This window comes from Bradyrhizobium sp. CCBAU 51765, assembly GCF_015291725.1.
Taxonomy (GTDB): domain Bacteria; phylum Pseudomonadota; class Alphaproteobacteria; order Rhizobiales; family Xanthobacteraceae; genus Bradyrhizobium; species Bradyrhizobium liaoningense.
The window spans coordinates 6,834,487-6,853,739 of sequence record NZ_CP030038.1; the positions used below are offsets into that span (position 1 = coordinate 6,834,487).

15 protein-coding genes are annotated in these 19,253 nt (G+C 58.4%); 2 read left to right on the plus strand and 13 right to left on the minus strand.

Annotation, left to right across the window (positions count from 1 at the left end; all coding sequences use genetic code 11):
• Window positions 1-158: 158 nt before the first annotated feature.
• The 13 genes from XH96_RS32100 to XH96_RS39360 all read right to left on the minus strand — a co-directional run bounded on the left by XH96_RS32100 (window position 159) and on the right by XH96_RS39360 (window position 15,911).
• Window positions 159-1,001: an electron transfer flavoprotein subunit beta/FixA family protein gene (locus XH96_RS32100; RefSeq protein ID WP_092217786.1), complete on the minus strand. Its 843-nt coding sequence runs from the start codon at window positions 999-1,001 to the stop codon at window positions 159-161.
• Between the two features lie 563 nt (window positions 1,002-1,564).
• Window positions 1,565-3,319 (minus strand): nif-specific transcriptional activator NifA, encoded by a 1,755-nt coding sequence (gene nifA / locus XH96_RS32105; RefSeq protein WP_246789822.1) that lies wholly within the window; start codon window positions 3,317-3,319, stop codon window positions 1,565-1,567.
• 253 nt (window positions 3,320-3,572) lie between these two features.
• Window positions 3,573-4,409, minus strand: a complete 837-nt coding sequence (locus XH96_RS32110) for an SDR family NAD(P)-dependent oxidoreductase (RefSeq protein ID WP_027562745.1) — start codon at window positions 4,407-4,409, stop codon at window positions 3,573-3,575.
• 733 nt (window positions 4,410-5,142) lie between these two features.
• Window positions 5,143-6,249, minus strand: coding sequence for a nodulation protein NodZ (locus tag XH96_RS32115; protein WP_305853278.1), 1,107 nt, complete (start codon window positions 6,247-6,249; stop codon window positions 5,143-5,145).
• Between the two features lie 172 nt (window positions 6,250-6,421).
• On the minus strand, window positions 6,422-8,449 hold the full coding sequence (locus XH96_RS32120) for a carbamoyltransferase (protein ID WP_194389508.1): 2,028 nt from the start codon (window positions 8,447-8,449) through the stop codon (window positions 6,422-6,424).
• Between the two features lie 319 nt (window positions 8,450-8,768).
• Window positions 8,769-9,557, minus strand: a complete 789-nt coding sequence (locus tag XH96_RS32125; protein WP_092217717.1) for an ABC transporter permease — start codon at window positions 9,555-9,557, stop codon at window positions 8,769-8,771.
• A 3-nt stretch (window positions 9,558-9,560) separates the two neighbouring features.
• On the minus strand, window positions 9,561-10,475 hold the full coding sequence (gene nodI / locus XH96_RS32130; RefSeq protein WP_167380988.1) for a nodulation factor ABC transporter ATP-binding protein NodI: 915 nt from the start codon (window positions 10,473-10,475) through the stop codon (window positions 9,561-9,563).
• Window positions 10,476-10,483: 8 nt separating this feature from the next.
• Complete coding sequence (nodU, locus tag XH96_RS32135) at window positions 10,484-12,193, minus strand: nodulation protein NodU (protein WP_194389509.1); 1,710 nt, start codon at window positions 12,191-12,193, stop codon at window positions 10,484-10,486.
• 13 nt (window positions 12,194-12,206) lie between these two features.
• Window positions 12,207-12,836 carry a nodulation methyltransferase NodS gene (nodS, locus tag XH96_RS32140; protein WP_092217720.1) on the minus strand — a complete coding sequence of 210 codons (630 nt, stop codon included), beginning with the start codon at window positions 12,834-12,836 and terminating at the stop codon, window positions 12,207-12,209.
• An 11-nt stretch (window positions 12,837-12,847) separates the two neighbouring features.
• Window positions 12,848-14,224 carry a chitooligosaccharide synthase NodC gene (gene nodC / locus XH96_RS32145; RefSeq protein ID WP_143130696.1) on the minus strand — a complete coding sequence of 459 codons (1,377 nt, stop codon included), beginning with the start codon at window positions 14,222-14,224 and terminating at the stop codon, window positions 12,848-12,850.
• 15 nt (window positions 14,225-14,239) lie between these two features.
• Window positions 14,240-14,899 carry a chitooligosaccharide deacetylase NodB gene (gene nodB / locus XH96_RS32150; RefSeq protein ID WP_092217721.1) on the minus strand — a complete coding sequence of 220 codons (660 nt, stop codon included), beginning with the start codon at window positions 14,897-14,899 and terminating at the stop codon, window positions 14,240-14,242.
• Window positions 14,896-15,528, minus strand: coding sequence for a NodA family N-acyltransferase (locus XH96_RS32155; RefSeq protein WP_194389510.1), 633 nt, complete (start codon window positions 15,526-15,528; stop codon window positions 14,896-14,898). The genes nodB and XH96_RS32155 overlap by 4 nt, the downstream gene beginning before the upstream one ends.
• Window positions 15,529-15,569: 41 nt before the next feature.
• Window positions 15,570-15,911, minus strand: a complete 342-nt coding sequence (locus XH96_RS39360; protein ID WP_246789823.1) for a hypothetical protein — start codon at window positions 15,909-15,911, stop codon at window positions 15,570-15,572.
• A 451-nt stretch (window positions 15,912-16,362) separates the two neighbouring features.
• Here XH96_RS39360 and nodD1 point away from each other — a divergent pair, with 451 nt between their 5' ends.
• Window positions 16,363-17,307, plus strand: a complete 945-nt coding sequence (nodD1, locus tag XH96_RS32165; protein ID WP_194389512.1) for a transcriptional regulator NodD1 — start codon at window positions 16,363-16,365, stop codon at window positions 17,305-17,307.
• A 625-nt stretch (window positions 17,308-17,932) separates the two neighbouring features.
• Window positions 17,933-18,925, plus strand: coding sequence for a LysR family transcriptional regulator (locus XH96_RS32170; protein ID WP_194389513.1), 993 nt, complete (start codon window positions 17,933-17,935; stop codon window positions 18,923-18,925).
• The last annotated feature ends 328 nt before the right edge of the window (window positions 18,926-19,253 follow it).

Below are 19,253 nucleotides of genomic sequence, written 5' to 3' on the forward strand. Positions count from 1 at the left end.
AACGCGGTCTAGGGAACATGCGGTCCCCGATGCCCTTGGAAATCGAGGAACGCCATGGACCATAACGCGCAGGTCGCGAGCTGAAATACCTAGCTAGATCTTGCGCGCCCACGCGAGTGCCTCTGGTGTTGGTACATCTTTGACCGTTTCGCTCCAGATCAAGCGGCACGGGCAAGTGCAGCAAGATCGGCTTCGAGCTTCGGCTGACGCTTGAAAATCGCGTCTATCAACGCCTGCGCCGGTTGCTCGCCGGCCTCGACCAGCGCTGCCTTCTCAGCCCGCGCAGAGGGAGCGAACACTCGCTTGACGACAGTCGGCGATCCCTTGAGGCCGCATTTGGAGACGTCCTCGATACCGGCATCGTTTGCGCTCCATTTCACGATTTTGGCGCGCGCCGCGCGCAAGGCATCCGCCATCGCGCCTCGCCGAATCTGATTCGTTGCCTCCAGCATGGTGATGAGACAGGGCAGCCTCGTGTGCAGCACCTGGACACCACCTTCGGCGCGTCGTTCTGCTTCAATTGTATGGGCGGCGAGATCTAAGGATCTGACTTTCGCAACGTAGGTTAGCTGCAATACGCCCAGCCGCTTTGCGATGCCGGGCCCAACCTGCGCCGTATCGCCGTCGATTGTCTGCTTCCCCGTGAAGATGAGGTTTGTCGGGCCATATTCCTTACCAATTTTTCGGATGGCAGTTGCAAGTGCATACGTCGTGGCCAGGGTGTCGGAGCCCGCAAAGCAGCGATCGGTGAGCAGGACGGCGCGATCGGCCCCGTAAGTCAGCGCCTTTCGCAAAGAGTCTTCCGCCGATGGCGGTCCCATTGTAAGCACCGTAATTTCGCCGCCGAACCGATCGCGCAGCTCCAGCGCGGCCTCGAGGGCGAAGAGGTCATATGGGTTAATGATGGTCGGCACTCCCTGACGCATGATTGTATTGGTCACGGGGTGCACGCGGATCTGCGCCGAGTCCGGAACCTGTTTGATGCAGACGACGTTGTGCACGGTGTTGCTCCCAAAAGCTGCGACAGCTGCGGAGAGCACAGCAAGTGTCGTACCATCGCCCGCCCTTTCGGATCGGCTTGCCATCACAGAGGCTTAGTCCCGGTAATGCGCGCCTCTAGGCCGCTCCCCGACGAACGAATCCTAACACTGTCAGAACTGCGACAGCGCTTTTCAGCAGGCCGCGCCAGCTGAGTGATGCTAGGACGGCTTGCGACAGATTACCCCGCCAATCACCGGCGACCGGCTGACCGGGTGACGTTCAATGAGCATTGGCGCTCACTAGTCCGGAGCTTGATCGACGGATAGGCATGACGCTCGTTACATGATCCGCAACCGACTGTTCGCGATTGCATGGCCCGCAATGACGCTAAGTATGTCATAGTGAGCAAGTCCCTTTGTCATCGAACCAGGTGAGCCCGCCCTTCGACAGCAGTCCCGCAAGCGCGCGCGATGCTCGGGGCCAAGTTGCCCCCGTGGGCAGACCCATTTCCTTCAGAGAATGCCTATCGGAGATCGTTCTCGTGTAGCTATTTGGCAGTAGCAGCTCCGACCGATGTCGTCGTTCAGAACCGCTTTATCTCTATTCCATATTTCCTCAGCGCGTAGCCAATTTGACGCGGCGTTAGCCCGAGCAGGCGCGCTGCTTTTGCCTGCACCCATCCAGATCTTTCCATGGCCGCAATGACCCGTTCGCGATCGGCCATCTTGGCGCCACTAACGAGAACTGTGCCGGGAGGCCCCAGTGAGGCCAGTTCGCCGCCGACAGACTGGACCGGCTGGGTCGCTTCAGCTAGCGGAATGGTGGATTTTGCAGGCACCGACGGCGTGGGTGCGGGCTGGTCCAGTCTCTCGTCGGAGGTGCCTTTCCACAGCATCGCAGAAAGACACTGGCCGTGGCAGCATGCAAAGTCACTTCTCACAATCGATGATCCGGCGCACAGCGTCGCTGTCCGCTCGATGCAATTTTCGAGTTCGCGGACATTTCCCGGAAAGCCGCAGTTCATCAGTACATCGATCCCGCTCGCCTCCAAAGTCAGAGTACGACCGTTCTCGTTATTAAAATTTCTGAGGAACTCCCTGGCGAGAAGCGGAATATCACTGCGTCTTTCGCGCAAGGGTGGCAACAGCAAGGGAACTACACTAATGCGATAGTAAAGGTCCGCGCGGAACTCGCTCCTTGCGACAGCCTCTTCAAGGTTCTTGTTGGTCGCAGCTATCACTCGAACATCGACCTTAACAGTCTGGTTGCTGCCGACGCGCTCGAACTCCTGCTCTTGGAGAACGCGCAGCAACTTCGCCTGGAACGGAGCTGAGATCTCGCCAATCTCGTCAAGAAACAGCGTTCCTTTGTCAGCAAGTTCGAAGCGTCCCTTGCGCGAGCTGAACGCACCCGTAAAGGCGCCTTTCTCATGTCCAAACAATTCTGATTCCAGGACGGTCTCAGGAAGCGCCGCGCAATTCAGCTTAACAAACGGGCGCCTGGCGCGGGACGATGATTCGTGAATGGCCTTGGCTACGAGTTCTTTTCCGGTACCGGATTCGCCACGCAGCAGAACCGTGCTATTAGATCTGGCTACAATCGCGATCTTCTCCAGCAGCCCGCGCAGGGCCGGACTATCGCCAATGATTCCATGGGCGTGTAGCTTCTTGCGCTCCCGAGGGGGTTGCCTGAGGTCGAGTACTTGCTTTTGTAGCCGGTCTTTCTCCGCCATCAATCGTTCGCGATCGCAGGCGAACAAGCGATGTAACTTCACTGTTTGTCCCACCAGGTTGGCGATCATGGCGAGCAGTCGCGCATCGTACTCGATCCCGAGACTCGACCTATCGTCCCGGATACGATCAACCGTCAGCGTACCCACGACCTTCGGCTCAATGCGAATCGGAACCCCGATGAACGAAACTGGCGTATCATCAGAGGCGCCGAGCACTTCCCGGTCGGCAGCGCTGAATACCGGCTCGGCGGCCACGTTCTCGACGACAACAGGCCTGTCCGTCGCGATGATCTGGTCGATTACTTTCCGCGGCAGCCGCATCCGGTAACGTTCGTCGCTGCCTTCGCTCCAGCCCGCCCCCACTGTAATGTCCGGCATGCCGTCGTCATCGAACAGTGAAACGATGCCGTGGCGCATCTGCACAAACGACTGCAGAAGATCAAGAACGTTGGCTAACGTGACCTCGAGCCGACAAGGAGCGGTGAGTATTTTCGATATCTCGAAGATGCCGGTCAGCGCGCTCTCACGCAACGGCTCGCTCGAGAGCTTACGTTCGGGCTCCGGTTGCGGTGCGGGTCGTTCGCATGAGGAAGGTATATCCAGCATGAGGCGGCCTCCGTTCTCTCGATCATCCTCCCTGGTACTTTGTCCGGGTTGGCGAGCTTCGTTTTGCATGTCACTCTCGATCTGACGCCAAGTGTTCACGAGATGACATAGAACCGTAACACCTTTTCATGGCACGACGGTAAACTTACGGTGTGCTTTCATTCCATTTTGCAGATTGCGCACGCGTCGTCAGCGGAGAACATAACTACCGCTGCTGCAGCTCAAGTCAGCGGTGTCCCCAAGGCCGGCTGATTCACAGATGCTGCCCACCATTGACCGGCACCTCGGCCCCCGCGACATAGCTCGCCGCATCCGAGCACAGGAAGAAGATGACCTTGGCCACTTCGTCCGGGGTTCCCACTCTGCGAAGCGGGATACTTGGCACGAGACGCGCTTCTGTGTCGGGCGATAACATGTCCGTCCTGATCTCGCCGGGCGCGATCGCATTCACGCGAATTCCATGCGGTGCATAATCGTGGGCCATTTCGCGTGTCAGGCTCGCGAGCGCAGCTTTCGACGTCGCATAGGCACTGCCCGCAAACGGGTGCACCTGCGAGCCCGCAATCGAAGTCACATTCACGATCGATCCTGACGCGGCTCTTAGCTCGTCAAACAGCCCCTGCGCCAGCAGGATCGGGGCCACCAGGTTGAGATGGAACACCCTCATCCAGGTCTCGATCGACGTCGTCAACGACGTCATCCGATCGCCAGCGGGCGTTTTCGGCGAGACGCCGGCATTGTTCACCAGTGCGTGCAAAGGTGCACCGGCCAAGCGCTTTTTGACCTCAGTGATCGCGCGCGGCAGCATTCGATGATTGCTGAGGTCGATCTGCACGTGATCTTCGTTCCCTGCCTCCCAGGGGCATCGCTGGCCGTCGAACGGCTGACGCGCGCAAGAAATGATGCGCCAGCCCGCCTCAGAGAACAGCTTGGCAGTGGCGTGACCAATTCCGCGCGATGCTCCGGTGAGCAACATCACTTTCTGTTCTCTGCCATGAACACGGGCTTTATCGGTCTGAAAAGGGCAAGCTAAATTTGTGTCGGGCACCTGGCCTTCGATCAGATCGTTCTTTGGCAGATCGAGATCCACGCCCGCCTCCTCTCCTGCTGCGTGCGGCATGCGTAGCAGGATTTGGGCCACTGCGATGCATGTAAATCCGCTTCCGTTTTGCGTCCTAGTGTCGCGCACGCGAAATGCTCGGTTCGTTCAAGACATAGTGCGTGTGCTTTGCGACAGCGATGGTGCATCAGCTACGTAAACTAGCGAGCACACTCGCCGTCGTAAAGACAAGGCTGCGAGCAGCGCCCCAAACTCGAAAGCTGACGTTACCAGAGTCGTACGTTAGATTCGTCGGCAACTGATGCCGACTTCATCGTGGCCTACTCGGACGTATCCAGCACTGGCACATCGCCGGGCGGATTGATTCCGGACCGCGACCTGGCGTACTGAATGTTTCTTCAAAATAGTGGATTTCGAGAGCGCCCGTTCACACCAGCGAGTAGCGGCCGCCAAGACGGAGCTCACCGGATGAACGGAGAGCCCTTCGATATATTCATCCGCGATCGACGACCGATTAGCGTCGACTTGCGCCCCCGAAGCGAGGACGTGTTACACCTGTTTACCGTGGCGGCAGCCACGCTAAGGTCATTGTTGTCGACGTCGAGCTTCAGCGGAAGACATTCGGCCCCCGCGTCGCTCTGTTCTCCGGTGGAAGTTCGCGACAGAGCATCACTTCGGCCAGACAATTCCCGCCCCGAAAAGATCTGCCAATACTGCTGGATGCAAAAAGCGGCAATCAGATCAATCACGCGGGCAACGGCTCTCATGAAACCACGAGCGCTTCTGAGGATTCTTCAATCAGGATCAATCGGCTCGGATCGTTCAAATCGAATTCTATAACGCGTGGGGCAAAGAGACGCGCATAGCGCGTAAAGGCGCTCGTCGGGGGAAAACGAATCACAGTGTCGCAGCGCGCAAGGAGGTACATATCGATGAGGGCGGAAAAGCCGCCCTCGGCTCCGAGCGTGGCGTTGTGCAATGGGCCGGCCTGAGGGGCCTGGAACTGTTTTGGAATCGTGAAAACATCAGGAAATATAGTCGAAACCTTCTCAAGGACGATCGCGCTGTCCGTGCACAGGAAAGCCTTCACGGGTTTTGCGTGGGGTAACTCCCTAGCCTTATCAATGGCATTACAGACCTGTCGCAAGGCGCGCTCAGGGTCAGCCCAGTAGGGAGCATGCCCCATAATGTCCTCGCCGTTGCCATGCCGGACATGAACGCCGATTACGCTGTACGATTCAAAGTGCTCGCGGTAGATTGCATTAATCCGAGACTGAATTTCAGGTCGTGGCTTGATGCTCCGGAAGATTTCTCGTTCGGCCTCCTGATCGCAGCGCCACATCAGGCAGGCGTCACACACAACCGTGTTAGCGTCACTATCTTTCCGACTTTGGAACAGTTGATCGAGTTCGTCGCGTTCTCGGAAAATCTGTTCGTCCGGACGGTAGATGCAATCGATGGATGGCTTGTTCCACCATGCCGGGAAGAATGGTCCCGGAAACGAATAATGATTGATCTCGTCGTCGCAAATCACCCGCACGCCAGCAATGCCTTGAACCGGTTCGAAGAAGACTGGAAAGGCGTTCGTGGATGGCTCATCGAGATAACAAGATCCCCGCCAATCAATGGCTAGCGTCCGTCCTGTCTGCTTTGCAAAACGCCAAGCTGCCGCCAGTGACCACAGGCAGTCGCCGAACCCCGTGCGTCGCCGGGAAACTACGAACCTACCATTCTTCGAACCGCTCTGCATTGCCTCTTCCCGGGCTCCTGGTTGGACAAGAGACGTCATTGCGGACGTCTCACGTATCATCTTGTCCGACGTCACGGTCTGAAACCGCGGTGCCGGCGAGCTGCGTCGGTAGAACTTCATAGCAGTGCTATCCGTGACGGGCCGCGTCCTCGCAACACCTTCCGTTTTTTCTTGATCGGTGTTGCGTCGACGTGCCCGATTTCAGTCGGATGCCCGATGACCCCCGTGCGTCAGGTGGTCTGGCCTCCTCACATGCTGCAGGCATAGGCATGGCCATGCTCATGAGTTCCGGCTATGTTTCGCTTTGCACTTTATTGCAGCCGCAAGCCGCGCGCGGCGGATGAAGCCGAACGCCACGCAGCTCCCACACGAGCCGCAGCTCCCTCACGAGATCTTCACGCTTGGCCTGGTCCTGCATGGTTGCGTCGAGAAGCCAGCCGAGCGACGCCTCGCCCTCGATCCGCATCAAGATCTCGAAAAGCTCATGTGAGATACGCATACCATCGCGGGCGGAATGTCCTGTGCGGATCTCGCAGACCGTTTCCTGACGATCTGGCGCTGTGTGGGAGCGAACACGATGAAGGGATGCATACGGCGGCAATGAAACGCCCAGTGCACTCCAATCCTGCAGTGATGCTGGCCGCTTTCTGACGAGGAACGGCCCAACAACAAGTCCGTCCAGGTCAGTCGTTAAGAACGTGGTGATCGCATCTGCCACGGACTCCACGATCGGCTCGGCATTGTTGTTAAATGAGGTATTCAGAAGAACTGGGATTCCCGTTCGCCTCTTGAACGCATTAATTACATCCCAGTAGGTGGGGTTTGCCTTGCGCGATACTGTCTGCAGCCGAGCGGTCCCATCAACGTGTGTGATCGCACCGAGCACGGTACGCTTGGTTTCACGCACACGAACCACGAAGTTCATGAAGGGGAGCTGCCGCGTGCCGTCCGGGAGCTCAAAGAACTCGCTCGCATCCTCCTCCAGTACAGATGGCGCAAAGGGGCGATAGCCCTCGCGCTTCTTGACCATCGCGTTGATGCGGTCCTTGTTTTCCGCAGGCCGCGGGTCCGCAAGAATGCTGCGGTTACCAAGCGCACGTGGGCCGAACTCAGAGCGGCCCTGAACCCAGCCGATTACATCGCCATTCGCCATCCAGTCTGCCGCACTGGATGCTATGTCTTCACTTCGTTGAATGTCGAGGTGGCCTGACCATGCGTTGAGCTCATGCTCAAGGGCTTGCTCGTTGCCGAGATCGGGCCCCCAATAAACGTCCGGCAGTCGCTCCCGCGGCGCCGGCCTGCCCAGCTCGTTTGACAGCATCAACGCAGCGCCGAGCGCGCAACCGGCGTCGTGCGCCGCGGGTTGAACAAAGATGTCGTCAAATAGCCCGGAATAAAGCAGCTTACCATTCAGCGTGCAATTATGGGCTACCCCCCCAGCCAAGCACAAGCGTGTAATGCCCGTCGCTTCACGATGGTGCCGTAGGATGTGAAACACGATCCGCTCCAACGCCTCCTGCAGCGAAGCGCTGACATCTCGATGCTGTTGGGTGAATGGCATTCCTTTTCGCCGAACCTCGATGTTGCGGACCAGGGCTGGACCGATCCGGTCCCTGTGAACGCGATACCCACCGTTCTCCAACAACTCGTAGAACTGCGCGAAGAGCTCGCGATAGGGAGCGGGATCACCATACGGGGCAAGCCCCATCACTTTGTACTCGTCGAACAACCCGTAGCCGAGATATCGGATCGTCTCGAGATAGAACAGCCCGAGGGAGTTATATTCCGGGAAGCCTGCAAGTTGCGCAATTTCGGTGCCAGACCCCACCGCCAATAAGCCGGAGAGAAAATCGCCACCGCCGTCGACGGCAAAAACGAGACTTTGCTCGAAGCCGGACATGGCAAACGCGCTCACGGCATGCGCTTCGTGGTGATTCACGAAGGAAAGCCGCGACGGATCGATCTCAGCGCCGAACTCCCGTGCTAGCAGCTGGCGCAGCAACAGTCTGGCGTCCAACGGAACGGGCTGAGAAACAGAAAGGCGCTCGAGCATGGTGTTGCAGTAGGCTTCAGTCGCGTAGAACGCGATACGGTCAATCTCGCCGAGCTCAACTCCTGCGGTAGAAAGGCAGTATCGGATCGAATTGCTCGGGAACTTGTTAGAGTGCTTGACGCGGTTGAGGCGCTCCTCTTCGACAGCAGCGATCACGCGGCCATCCTGCACAAGAACCGCAGCGCCATCGTGAAGAAATGTATTCGGCAGCTCCGGCGTGCTTTCATAGATTCTGTCAAGTCCGCCACTCACTCCCAGGCACAACATCCCGTTCTCCATATGATCCTGCCGGGACCGCTTACTGCGTCCCACCTATCTAATCTGGACAGTCACGCTCCGTCGGGTGCGCGGGCCAGACAGCACAACACAATTTTGCAAAGTCCGTCTCGGCGCCTAGCGAAAGGCGCCCAGAAAGTAACGGTGCTGGCGTCCGCACCGATCCACCGAACAGGCGGCCGTAGACCTTGCTCGATCGCGGCCTCTTAAGGCCATGCAGCTGCTGTGACAGACCAGGTCATCCCGAGCTACCGCAGAAAGATCGTGACAGTGCATCGATGTGTCTTTCTCCATTTTCGCTGAACTCACGTCAACGCAGCAGGCGGCGCCGAAATAGTGCTGTCGACGCGAAAAAGGGCAGGACCGCGTAAACGCAGAGCGCACCTACGTGCAGGGCAGCGCTGTCAGCGCCGCGCTCAAGCATCGCTGGGCGAATAAGGTCGACCGAATGTGCGAGAGGCAACAAGCCGGCGAAATGCTGAAATGAGCCGGGCAGTTGGCTCGTCGGAAAGACCGCGCCACACAAAAACACCATAGGAGTGAGGACAAGTGTCTGGTAAAACACGAAGTAATCGTAACTTGGCGCAAGAGATATGACGACCATCGCCAGGCTGGCGAAGACAAGGCCAGTAAGGGCGATTGCTGGCATCGCATACAGAATGGATGGCCATGACGCATAACCCAGCGTGGCAGCGACGATCCAAATCGCTGTTCCGGCCAGAACGGACTTACTGGCCGCCCACACCAGTTCACCCAGAACGATGTCGCCAAGCGTGAGCTGAGTGGAGAGGATTGCTTCCCAGGTGCGCTTGGCGTCCATGCGTGCGAAGGCTGCATACATGGCTTCAAAGGTCGCGGACGTCATGGCGCTGGTCGCGACCATGCCTGCCGCCAGGAACGCGATGTACGACGTCCCCTCAACGCGTCCCACGATCAGTCCAAGGCCAAAGCCGAGGCCAAACAGATTGGTTATAGGATCTGCGAGGTTGCCGAGAATCGATGCAAGTGCGACTTTCTTCCATGCTAGGAAGTTCCGACGCCATACCGCAATCCAATTGTACGCGTTAGCGGGCATCACCGCCGCATAACTTTCACCCATCGCTCACTTCTCCATCTCGCGCCCGGTCAGCCGCAAAAACACGTCCTCGAGATTCGGGGGACGCTGCAGAATACGAAGGCCCGCTCGCCCGCGCAGTTTCACGCGTACCTGGTCCGGATATGGCGCATAACAAAAGAGCGTCTCTCCACTCACTTCAAGGTGCCGTGCATGCGGCCTGATCAGCTCGCAGAGCTGATGTGGATCACCGCCATAGATTTCGACCACGTTGCAGCCAATATGCTCATCTATGAGGCCGTCCGGCTTGCCTTCGGCGATCTTGCGTCCACCCTCGAGGACACACAGCCGATCGCACAGGCGTTCGGCCTCTTCCATGAAGTGAGTTGTCAAGAGAATCGTCTTGCCCCGCGCAAGCAGAACTCGCAGACGTTCCCAAATCAGGTGGCGGGCGTGCGGATCCAAACCAGTCGTCGGCTCGTCCATCACGAGCAGATGCGGGTCATTGATTAGCGCACGCGCCAGCGTCAGCCGCCGTTTCATGCCACCGGACAACTCGGACACGCGCACGTCCGCCTTGCTTTCGAGGCGCGCAAACTCGAGCAGCGATGGCGCGACCGCCTCGATCTTGCGAGCGCTCATGCCGAAATAGCGACCAAACACGAGCAGGTTCTCTCGAACGGTGAACTCGAGTTCAAGGTTATCGAACTGCGGCACCACGCCGATGCGCACGCGCGCCACACGAGCGCGGGAAGGCACAGGCTCATCGAGGACCGTAATCTTGCCTGCGTCCGGCGAAATCATGCCGAGGAGCATACGCGCAATCGTGCTCTTGCCAGCTCCATTTGGACCAAGCAGGCCGAAGCATTCTCCGCGCGCAACCGAGAACGATAGTTCATTGACGATGACCTTGTCGCCAAATGACTTTTTCACGCCGGCAAGCTCGATTGCTACGGTGGACATGGTCACTCTTAGGCTGACAGAAGTCGCTCGGCCGACAATGGCTTCCTTACCACCGTTTTGGTCCAGAGCTGGCCGTCGCACCACACATGCTCGACACGCTCCCATTGGCAGGCCGCGGCAGCATCCGGGAAGAATCCCCGCCCGTGGAGGTTGGCGCTCGTGTTGCAGAGCAGCGGTAACCCCGTGAGTTGCTCAAATTCGACGAGAAGCGCGGCGATTTTGTGCGGAGAGTTGCGGGAGATGGTCTGCAGCCGAGCGGAGCCGTCAAGATGGACCACAGCGGGGACCTTGTCGCGCCATTCCGCTCGCGTCTGGTGATCGAACAGCATGTAAGGATCTGGCGTACCTGGGCTGAAAATTTCTGGCGCACGGTCCTCCAGACAGATCGGCGCCACCGGCCGGAAGTGCTCGCGACGCTTAATGTCGTTGAGATGATCCTTCATTGCCGGGGAGGTCGGCGCTGCAAGAATGCTTCTGCCGCCCAACGCCCGCGGCCCAAGCTCGGCGCGCCCCGAAAGGAAGATGACCGGCTTGTTGTCGGCCAGAATCACCGCAAGTTCACGCAGACTGCATGGCGCCGCCTCCCAATCCGGCGGAAGCTCGCTGTCCTGCAGGGCCGGACCACTGTAGACTGACCATTCCAATGGCCCGAACCCATTTTGCGCCGCCATCGCGCCGCAAGCAGCGCCGATTGCCGAGCCGCTGTCATTCGGAAACGGCGGCACCCAAACATCATCGAACAATCCCGCCGCACGAAGCGCGCTGTTCCACTTGATATTGAGACCGCAACCTCCGGCGATACATAGATTTCGCGCTCCTGGAAGCGACGAGTATCGCAGCAAAACGACCGCCATTTCCTTGACAAGAAGACGTTCCACGAACACATGAAACGACGCGAGGACGTCCTCCGCTCGCTTGGCCGTCAGGCGCAATGCGCTTGCCTCGAAGAAGTCGTGCACAGCTGCAAGCGACGATTCTGCATTGTTGATGTCTGCGCGGTAGCGACGAGCCTGCTCCGTGTCAGCGGCGAAGCGCTTTTCATAGAGCTCCTGAAACACTGCCACAATGCTTTCGTCGACAGAACCAAGCGCGATGTAAGCCATCAGCTTGCCGGCGATGCCTAAATCCCAACTGGAGCGGTTCGGCTGCCTGTACGGGCCGAAGTGAAGGCCCGCGGCAGCATAGGCATGGCCGATCATCGGAAACAGGGATGCGATGAACCGTGCCCCCCGGGATTCCACATAGTAAAGACGCGGAAAGATGCAGCCATCCCATACCAGACAGAACGCGGGTTTTCCCGCGCTGGCAAAGGGACTGGTGCTATATGCTGACGCGACGTGGCCCGTAACGTGCGGGTAGCTCTTATATGGAAACACCTTGCCTCCGAGGATCAGGCCAAAGCCGTCGACGGAATCAAGAAGGCCCTCAGCATGGCGCTCGACATACGGCGCCCCTTTCAGCGCGATCGGCACAGCGCCACTTAGGACCTGGAACTGCGACTCAATCTCCCCATCCCAGCCGTCGATGACGAACTGATCGATATCCCGCGGATCCAGGCCATGCTCCGCCAAGGCGAGCACGACTGCATCGAGATTCTCGACGGATTGATAGCGTGGACTGTTGCCGCGCTTCTCTTGCTCGGTGCAAAAGACAAGCCGCCCGTCCTCGACGACAGCAATTGCCCCGTCATGTGTTAACTTGATGCCGCAGATGCGCATACGATCCCCTGGTCTAGTGGCCGACGTTTGATTGTTCTGACGAATGACCCGGCTTCCGGAACCGCACGATCAAGCAGTCTTCGTTGACCGACTCGGTGTGGCAATGCAGACGCTCGACCTCCGATAGGCTCTCGTTGAAGAGAGCGATCACCGTTTCGGCACCAGCAGCATGGCCCCATCGTTGACATGTGGCATCACGTGCGGACCCGAAAATCAGAGCTCCATTTGGCGCAAGCATACTCACTAGGTTGCGGATAGCCGCATGCATCTCAACAATGTCCTTGAGGTAGTAAAGAACTTCGGCCACGACAATCAAATCGAACCGCTCGGTGGTCGAGAACCGCTGGATGTCGGAGGTCACCCACGTGATATGCGACCACTTCCTGGTCCGTCGTCGCGCTCGCTCGATGGCCTGCGGCATGACATCGACCACAGTGAGCCGTTCGCATAGTGGCGCCAGCATGCCGGTGAATGCACCGGCTGCACATCCCACTTCGAGGGCACACGCAACGCCTCCATTGCAACGCGACATCCGGAGCATTTGCGCGTATCGCTCCTGCTCGAAGGAACTGCTGTCGAGGCGCCATGGATCGTCGGCAGACAACTCCCGCTCTAATAGCTGATGGTTTGCGTCCGGCATCATGAGCCTATCACCTACTTGCAAGCGGTCGAACGATCACAACCGCAAACGCTCTTCGTTGCCGTCAGGCTCGATTCAGGGCTCGAAAGCCCCGCCTTATGAATTATTCCCGACATTCCCCATTTACTTGCAGCACTCGGTCCAGCGTTCGGGTGCAGGATGACAGACTGCTTTTCCCCTTCGGCCGGCACATTGGCGACCTTGCGCGATAGCCAATCGCTGTTGCTCAAGGTACAAAGCGCATAGGCCTTCAAAGGAAGTAAGAGAAAGATATTGATCGGTGTGTGGAGTGCGAAGCCGAGAAACCGCAGTTCGCGAGCACGAAGGGCTGCCACACTGCAGCGGACCATTGTCATTGCTGCAAGCGTCAACCCCGTCCACCAGGGTACTGAGCCGGCGATTAGGAGCTGTGCGAGCGCAGCCAGTGATGACAGGGCGAGAAGCAACGGGCCGACATTTTGCCCGACAACGTCTAGCGTCAGATAGCCATCGAGTTCTGGCAGCAGGCGTAATGCAAGGAACGTGTCCCGGAAGGTACTGCGCGCCCAGCGGAGTTGCTGGCGTAGATATGGCCCAAGGCTGTCCGGGACGACTGTTGCTGCGATCGCGTCCGAGACGTATTCCGTTCGAAATCCCGCCTTGAGCATGAGGATCGTTAGATGGCGATCCTCGCCGAAATCGCTCGGCTTCCCACGAAAGAATTGGGCTTCGTATTGATCGAGAAGCAAGGCGAGCGCGGAGCGACGATACATGGCACATGGGCCGCAGCAGCACATGACGGCACCGAAACGCGCCTGCGCCGCGCGCTCCTCGTTGCATGCCAACCAGTATTCCATATCGATCAACCTGGTCAGCCAGGTTTGGCTGCGGTTGCTCGCTATCAACTGACCCATGGCCGCACCGACTTCCGGGTCGTGCATCTTCAATACAAGCTTCGTGACAACGTCAGCGGCAAGTATCGTATCCGAGTCGACATTGAGGACCAAGTCACCGGATGAGCTGCGTATTGCGGCGATCTGCGCCTTGCGCTTTCCAACGTTGTTTGCCAGCAAGATGACGCTGAACCTCGGATCGTTCGCATAGATTTTGTGTACAGGCGCGACAACGTCGCGATTTGCCGATCCGTCGTCGACCACATACACCTGTAACTTTCCGGTGTAGTCTTGACTCGCAAGCGACTCCAGACATTGGGCGAGCGTGATTGGATCCTCGTTGAAGCACGGTACGATGACGTCTACACTGGGAAGGACCGGCTCCGATCGTCCCGGGGTGTCCTGCAGCGATGGGTTCGTCGCCGGTCGGGCATAAAGCGCTTGCGCGCTCTTGTAGATCGTCGAGAGCAGCGCATAAGACGAAACAGCGACAGCGCTTGTTGTAGCGAGCAGGTCCATAGGGTGTCAGTTTTTTCAATGAAGTTGAGGGAGTGGACGGATTACAAACCCGCGCCGTTGTAGCGCCGGGATCAGATGTGACAGCGCGATGGCGGTCTGATCGCGCAGCGTGGCATCAGTGCACGGTCGCTCCTCATCAGGAGGATATCCGTCGTGCAGGAGCACAATTGCACCCGGGCGAACGCTCGCCAGTACTGAATTCACAATTCTAGCAACCCCGGGGCGGGACCAATCTCTCGGATCGACCGACCAGTGCACAGCTGTGAGACCAACGCTCGCTGACACATCGAGCACCTCTTGTGTCCACATGCCGTAAGGTGCTCGCATGTGCCTGGGTGAGGCCTGCGGGCACGCCGAACGGATCGCCTCGCTCGCCGCCAAAACTTCATCGCGTATCTTCGCTGGTCCGCATCTGGATAGATCCGGATGCGTCATCGTGTGGTTCGCGACCTCGTGCCCTTCCGCGATCATTCGTCGAATGAGCTCAGGTTGTTCGGCCGCGTACGTGCCGATCACGAAGAACGTCGCCGGAGTCCGATGTTGCGCCAGCACATCGAGCACCTCTGGCGTGCAAAATGGATTTGGCCCATCATCAAAGGTCAAATACACAGGGCGACTTCCACTCACGTCAGCGTAGTCACAACGGACAGCAGATAGGGGGAAAAGCTCTTTCATAACTCGGGCCCGTTCCGATCGATGATCGTCCCGGCCGGCCACTCGCTTATCGAGCGTCCAACCGGAAAAACCACCACGATCACGTCTTCGATGCGGATCGGCGACAAATTGGGATAGACATCCGGATGCGTGGAGCGGACGCGAATGCCAGATATGAGGGTGGCGAGCCCCTGCCTTTCGACCAGCCGGGTCATATGTTTCTCAAGCGCAGGCCGAACCGTGCCAAAGCCGAATGGAATCCCAAGCTGCTGCAGCATGGGATACATCACGCGCATTGCCTGGCTAATTCCCAGGCCTTCAAGATCCGGGCGCACCGCATATAACCCCAGTTCGCCCACGAGAAGATCGACCCCTCCAACATTAATAAAACGGCGTAGTAGCCCGACGTGAGCAGCTATCCCGTGCGCGTCGTAACCGATTACGCGGACCTCAGGTCTTGCACCGGCCCAACTTCGGTTGCCCTCAAATGGCTGCGCATTGAACGCACCGGTCGGCCCGTAACTTTTGCGGAAGAACTCGGCGAGCTCGGCATGATCAGAGAGCCGCAGTTCGCTTTCCCAGCGGAGGCTCCACTGCACTTGAGCGCGCGCAGTAGGGGCTCCCGCAGTCCGGGATGCGGCAATGTTCATGGCGGGCTTCCTTGCGCCAGTGGAATTATGAGCGGAGATGGTCACGCGAATTCGCTAGTCGCCGAACCGCTGATCAATACTGAAATGCGCTGCCATGCCCCTCGGAGCGCGGCACTCCTCGCCTGCACCGCGCCAGGCGCCTTCGCTCGCGACGAAGCGATCTCATGGCTCGCGCTCGTCATCCGGCCAATGCCCTGCGCCAGATAGGCCGGAAGATGCCGGTGAGGCAATTGGACTAGCCAGATCCTGTCTGCACCACGCAGCATTTCGGCCTCGTCTAACATCTCTGTCGACGTTTTGGCGTCTGCGGGCAGGCCTTCGATGCGCGGCGCCTCATCGATGGCGCAGCCGAGTGGCATCAGATCACACTGGTTCTTATACATCTTCGACACGCCCTTAATGCGGTGGACAGGCGAGCCATTTGGAGAGCTGCCTGAATGACTGGGCATCCGCAATCTGCGCCTGCCGCTATTTCCCGACACTAGAACGCGGCTGAACGCGCTCTCAAGTGTACGCGGGTAAACCTGCAATATGGAAACGGATGAAACACGCATACCAAGGTTTACGGAGATCTGCCTGGCGTCTCGATCGAGCGACTTTCGCATCGAGACGAAGCGACGCGGCTCGCACGGGGCGCCCATGGCCGCCCCCGAAGCGGATGCGCCGGCTGCTCGCACGTCCAGGAGCTTTTCTCTGAGCCAGCGTGAGCGAGCCGCAGCCATCGTGGTATGCCTGATTACTTTTGCAAACTGATGTTTGCTATCCAACGTCCAGCAATTTGGTAAAATCGATTGTTCCGATGGAACACATCCACACGATGGATAGACTTACAACATGCGGTTCAAGGGACTTGATCTAAACCTTCTCGTTGCGCTCGATGCTCTGATGACGGAGCGCAACCTCACAGCGGCGGCGCGCAAAATTCACCTGAGCCAGCCCGCTATGAGCGCTGCGATCGCGCGGCTGCGCACCTATTTCCGCGATGAACTGTTCACCATGAGAGGTCGCGAGCTCGTCCTGACACCTGGCGCGGAGGCGCTTGCAGGTCCGGTGCGCGAGGCCCTGCTGCATATCCAACTCTCGATCATATCGCGGGACGCGTTCGACCCTACTCAGTCGAGCCGACGCTTCAGGTTCATCCTCTCCGATTTCATGACGATCGTCTTTCTTCGCAAAATTGTGGACCGTATTGCGCAGGAAGCTCCCGCGGTGCGCTTCGAATTGCTGCCATTTTCCGATGAACCCGATGAGCTGCTCCGCCGGGGCGAGGTGGACTTTCTCATTCTGCCGGAGCTGTTCATGTCGAGCGCGCATCCTAAGGCGATGCTGTTTGACGAGACCCTCGTATGCGTCGGATGCCGCGAGAACAAGCAGCTATCGCGGCAGCTGACATTCGAGAAATACATTTCGATGGGGCACGTTACGGCGAAGTTCGGACGGGCGCTCAGACCAAACATCGAAGAGTGGTTCTTGCTTGAGCACGGCGTCAAGAGACGCATTGAGATCGTTGTGCAGGGCTTTAGCCTGATTCCGCCCATATTGTTAGACACAGGCCGTATCGGCACAATGCCCTTACGACTCGCCAAACACTTCGAAAAGCGGATGCCACTGCGGATCGTCGAACCGCCGCTCGCCCTGCCCACATTCACCGAGGCTGTGCAGTGGCCTGCGTTCCACAATACCGATCCGGCGAGCATTTGGATGCGGCGGATATTGCTGGAGGAAGCATCCAACATGGCATCTGAGCATCAGGAGCCTCCAACTCGCAGGCGCTGCTAGGCTCACCGTAAGCCACTCTCGGCACGTTCCAAATACGCTAACAATCCTTCGACCTACTCGGCCGCTTTCGTCACTTCAACGTCTCTGAGGCCAAGCTGCCGGCGACGGGCGATCGGCTGCGAAGACTTGCCGTGTCGTGAGCGTGGTGACCTCGCAGATGAGGCGCTTGCACCGCAAACAGGCGACGCCCGGCACTATCGCGGCACCTCCTCCAGTACAATAATGTTTGGCTTGCCGCAGAAAATCGCTTGAACCACACACTGCGTCAGGTTGTAGGTTGGCCGTCGTGATGAAAGCTGCGCTAGGCGGCTCTCGACTGGACGCTTTGGCGAACTCACGGCACTGGCCGGACGTTGGGTTGATCTGCCATTAACCAACCGGCCGGGTCCTGTCGCGTGGGTCGCCGGAACCGGGACACCGATCATCTTTGGGACTCTGACGGCTTCCGGCCGCTGCTGGCCGGACTACCGCCTTGCCTCTCCATTGTTGCGGTCATTGCACGAGCGTCTTTTTCGCGGTCGTAGGATGGAAACGATGTCCATTCGTGCGAGCCAAGGACCTCTCCAGACGCAGCCGTCATCGCTTGGTGTATGCGCCCAATTACGTTCGTGCCGGATAAGAAGACATGCGTTTCAAAGGTCTGGATCTAAATCTTCTCGTCGCGCTGGATGCTCTAATGACTGAGCGCAACCTCAGCGCAGCGGCCCGCAAGATTAATCTTAGTCAGCCGGCCATGAGCGCAGCCGTTGCCCGGCTGCGATCCTACTTCCGTGACGAGCTGTTTGGGATGAGGGGGCGGGAACTTGTCCCGACCTCGCGCGCGGAAGGACTCGCAGCCCCTGTACGCGAGGCTCTAACGCACATCGATCTTTCAATTATCGCGCGGGACGTATTCGATCCAGCTCGATCGAACCGGCGATTCAGGATCGGCCTTTCTGATTTTATGACAGTCGTATTCTTCCGAAATGTCGTGGAGCGTGTCGCGCGAGAAGCACCGGCCGTCAGCTTCGAACTGGTCGCGCTCACCGATGAGCACGATGAGCTTCTCCGCCGCGGCGAAGTCGATTTTATTATCTTGCCGGAATTATTCATGTCCGGCGCGCACCCCAGGGCAACCCTATTCGAGGAGAGACTCGTCTGCGTAGGTTGCTCCACGAACAGCCAACTACTACGGGGGCTTACATTTGATCGGTATATGTCGATGGGCCACGTTGCGGTTAAGGTCAAAGGCGCGCGCAAGACGCGGGTCGAAGAATCCCTTTTACTCGATTTAGGTCTCAATCGGCGTATCGACATTCTCGTGCAGAGCTTCAGCATGATCCCGCCCCTGCTGGTGGGCACCAACCGCATAGGGACGATGCCATTAAGGCTCGTAAAGCATTTCCAAAGAACAATGCCCCTTCGCATTGCGGAGCTCCCGCAGCCATTTCCCGCCTTCACTGAGGCGGTTCAATGGCCCATGCTTCACAATAGCGACCCGGAAAGCCTGTGGATGCGAGAGATATTGTTGCAGGAAGCTATCCGCATGGCAACTGGGCAAGAGGCCTCCATCATCTGCACTTCGGAACGGGCTGATTCTCCCGGAGATTTCGCACGATCTGCCTCGCCGTTGTCGTAAGGACATTCGTAAGATCTGCGAGCCTCATATCCCAACGAATGTCTCAACGCATACAGTTTTGGCTCGCCGCGCTCGAATTCTTGTTCGCTCTATAAAGATCATCGCAACAGACGGCTATCATGACGATGTTGCGTACGTCTTCCGCACATTGGCAATAGGCTCGACGTGCGAGCGGCGGGTCAGACTCTTGGCCTGGTTTTAGAGACAGGGACGTACGTTGCACCGCCCGCCGGGCGCACCTGCTGTCGATACAGCAGAAGCGGCGCTGGGCTGCCCTCGTCAACTCTCCGAATCAGCAGTGGCTCTCGAAGAGCGGAGACGCTTGTGC